Genomic DNA, 3437 nt, shown 5'->3' on the forward strand with positions numbered 1-3437 from the left:
CGGCAGCCAAATCTCCCTCGACCCGATAGCCATACTCTTTTGGCCTTGCGAGTTCCATTTTCACATCTCCCATTTCGCACTGCACCGATGTTTTTCCCAGCAAGCTGCCGTCAAACTGCACCTGTCCCAATTCCACCACTACATCGGACTTTTGCTCCACGGTGATATTGGATGCGTTGAGAGAACCCACGCCGACTTCAAACTGCGCCGTTTTGCAGCGAAGGTTTTCCAGAGTCAATCGCCCTGTGCCCACTTCCATATCCAAGTGTTCCAACACCTGATTTTGAGGCACAGTGACAACGATCTCGGCACCCGACCAATCCTTTGTACCATTTTCCAGCTTCCACACGCCATTTTTCACTTGATTTTGACGAATGGAACCCTTTCGTACATCGATTGAAAAGCCGTCGCCGCCCTGTACGGTGACCTCGCCGCCGCCCAAATCAAACTCAAGCGCGGTGATATTTCCTTGCGGCACCTGCACTGCTGTGGATGCAGAAGGGTCATCGTCCATCCTGATAAAATTCCAATGGCCAAACAATCCGTTGTCAAAACGAACACTCTCTGGGCGGCCTCCCATAAAGCAACCTGCCAGACCCAATAGCAGCGAAAACACAAGAGTCGCTACACATACCTGTACGATTCGCCTCATGACTTACATTCCCACCTTTCCAGCAACGGCCCGAATCAGGCGGCGAACAAGATTTACCGCCCAAGGCACAAACCGGCGGATGCCCCAAATACATCCCGATGTGACCAGGACACCCAATGCGATACTGGCCATGGACAGCGCTATGCAGACCATACCATCTGCCGGATTTGTAAACAGCACCGCAAACGAAATCACTAAGGCAACGACCCCGCCGATGACCGCGGACACGCCGCCAATCAGAATCCCCAAAATGCCGCCTGCAAGCCCCATGACAGCACCGAACAATCCAGTCAGCACCCCAATCCACAATGGACTGGTAAAGACCAGGAGCAAAACCAGCAAAAGACGGTTATTATTATTCTTTCTTGACGCGCTTGATGCTGAGCTAGATGCCGCGTATGAGGGATTCGCGCCCTGGTGCGCTTCATAAGATTTTTGCCCCCATTCCGGTCCGTCCAATATCAGTTCCGGCCCAACCGACTGCTTGTTTTCGACTTCGCATTCTTCGTCTGAAAGCCCCAAATTTGCACGGATGATTGCCGCCACCTTTTGAGGACTTCCCAGTTCTTCCAGAACCTGCGCCTCTCGGTCCGGACCTGCCTCATCCAGATATTCCACATAAAATTTTATTGCTTCCTCCCGTTCCACGGGGGAAAGGCCGGCCAATTCGGCCTCAAGCTGGGCAAGGAACTGCGCTCTATTCATTGCCGATCCCTCCGAATAATACATGATTGATCTTCTCCTCGTATACCTTCCACTCTTGCCGGTACATCTCCAGACGAGCACTTCCCTTTTCGGTAATGCTGTAATAACGACGATTCCGGCCTGCAAACTCCCGGTCGTATGTCTCCAAACATTCGTCCCGCTGAAGACGCCTTAAAACCGGGTACAGCGTACTCTCCGACACTTCCATCACACTGCGCACATCCTGCGTGATCTTGTAGCCATAGGTACTTTCCTGGCTGACGATGCTGAGCACCAGCGCGTCCATCAACGCCGCGCCTGTGTTAAAAGCCATGCCGACCCCTTCCTTTCCTGGGTTGTCTCCCATTCTTCAGCCTCAACAATATTATATGACGTATAATATTGAATGTCAATACAGTATTGTAAAAATTACATCTTGCTGATAAGACGAACGAACATTTCTTTTTTCTTCAAAATGCAAGAAGATTTGTGCTATACTACCCGTAAGAAAGGAGGATGGGAATGGAGCTTGCTTTTTTTCTTATGGCCGTTCTCGTCACTGCAATTTTCGGCTGTTTTTGGATGTGGCAATATCAAAGGCGCAAAAAGGTGTTGATGGAGCAGATTCGCTCATCGTTTGGACAAGATCCCAGTCGCGTCAGTTTGCAAAAAGATACGACCAACTTGTGGAAGCTTTGGAGAATTGACGACGCCTGGACCATAGACGATCAGAGCTGGAGCGACCTTGGGATGGACGAAGTCTATCTGAGGCTGGACAGTTGTGAGAGCGCCATTGGAAAAGAATATCTGTACGCTGCACTGCGCCGTCCGCTTGGGCCGCAGACATCTGCCCGCCGAAACGCATTGCGTGCGGCCATGGAGCAAAATCCGGAAATCCGCTTTGCGCTTCAACTCAAATTTGCAAGGCTGGGACGTTATGGCCGCGGATTTGAGGAGTTGCTTGGAGATCCCAAGGGCGCCAGACTTCCGCTTGCCCGAGTGTATCCCCTCTGCGCAGCTCTTCCATGGTTATGCTTGCCGCTTTTGTTTTTCGGTCCGCAGGGCGGGCTCTTGTGTCTGGGCGCTGTCTGCTTGAATATTGCTCTGAGCGTAGCGGCCAAACCCCGTCTGGAAGGGGCGCTGCAATCGCTTGGTTATCTGGCCGCTTGTTTTCAGACGGCACAGCGGGTGGCAAAACTCACATCGCCCTGTGCACCCGAACTGAGCAAAGAGCTGGAAGATTCATTGAAGCCGTTGCGAGGACTGACAGGAGCTTTGTCCGCCATTGCATGTCCGGCTCCCGGCACAGACGCAGGGACCTTTCAGGAAGTATTCGGCATGCTGACGCTTTGGCCTTTGTTGTTTTACGGGCGTGCTGTGAAAATTTTGGAACTTCGAAAAGAACAGGCACTGCAAGTGTGTCGTCTTATGGGAGAAACGGAATTGGCCATTGCCACAGCCTCCTTCTGTGCAAGCGTTCCGGGCTGGTGTACGCCCACTTGGCAAAAAGAAGGGGAAGCGGTGTGTGTGGAATGCCAGGAGCTGTATCACCCTTTGCTGAGCCAACCGGTGAAAAACAGCGCGCGTTTTTCGCAAGACACACTGTTTACCGGCTCCAACGCATCCGGAAAGTCTACTTTTTTAAAGGCAGTGGCCGTGAATGCCATTTTGGCAGGAAGCCTGGGCGTGTGCTGTGCCGAGCGTTTCTGTCTTCCCTATGTACCCATTATCAGCTCCATGGCGGTGCGCGATGATCTTTTAGCCGGAGAGAGCTATTTTATTGCGGAACTTCGCAGCCTGCTGCGACTGATCCAACAGGCTGAGGCAGGTCCGTGCCTGTGCTTTGTGGACGAAATTCTGAAAGGGACCAACACAGTGGAACGCATTGCCGCATCGGCTGCTGTATTGGAGCGGCTGCACACCACAAAAGCGCTTTGCTTTGTGGCCACCCATGACGGCGAATTAACAAGGATGCTGACACCTTTTTGGGACAACCGCCATTTCCGTGAACAGGTGACAGAAGATGGCGTGCACTTTGACTATCATCTATACTCTGGCCCATCTTCTACACGCAACGCCATCGCATTGCTGAAGACAATGG

General features: G+C 52.2%; 4 protein-coding genes. 1 reads left to right on the forward strand and 3 read right to left on the reverse strand.

All coding sequences use genetic code 11. The annotated features are described in order from the left end of the window. From AB5H98_RS13035 to AB5H98_RS13045, 3 genes are all read right to left on the reverse strand, one after another. A partial coding sequence (locus tag AB5H98_RS13035; RefSeq protein WP_367926317.1) for a DUF4097 family beta strand repeat-containing protein occupies window positions 1-652 on the reverse strand: 652 nt, incomplete at its 3' end. 3 nt (window positions 653-655) lie between these two features. After that, entirely contained in the window at window positions 656-1357 is a 702-nt protein-coding gene (locus AB5H98_RS13040) for a DUF1700 domain-containing protein (protein WP_367926318.1), read from the reverse strand. Beyond that, the gene (locus AB5H98_RS13045) at window positions 1350-1670 is read right to left on the reverse strand and encodes a PadR family transcriptional regulator (RefSeq protein ID WP_367926319.1); all 321 of its coding nucleotides are present in this window, start codon (window positions 1668-1670) and stop codon (window positions 1350-1352) included. The genes AB5H98_RS13040 and AB5H98_RS13045 overlap by 8 nt, the downstream gene beginning before the upstream one ends. Before the next feature lie 188 nt (window positions 1671-1858). On the opposite strand from AB5H98_RS13045, the gene AB5H98_RS13050 reads away from it, so the two are divergent. Then, on the forward strand, window positions 1859-3437 hold a 1579-nt coding region (locus tag AB5H98_RS13050), incomplete at its 3' end, for a hypothetical protein (protein WP_367926320.1).

The organism is uncultured Ruthenibacterium sp. (assembly GCF_963558415.1).
Classification (GTDB): Bacteria; Bacillota; Clostridia; order Oscillospirales; family Ruminococcaceae; genus Ruthenibacterium.

Bases quoted from the DNA above. Each gene is read 5' to 3' on its own strand.
- AB5H98_RS13040 (WP_367926318.1), bottom strand. From the start codon at position 1,357: ATGAATAGAGCGCAGTTCCTTGCCCAGCTTGAGGCCGAATTGGCCGGC.
- AB5H98_RS13045 (WP_367926319.1), bottom strand. From the start codon at position 1,670: ATGGCTTTTAACACAGGCGCGGCGTTGATGGACGCGCTGGTGCTCAGC.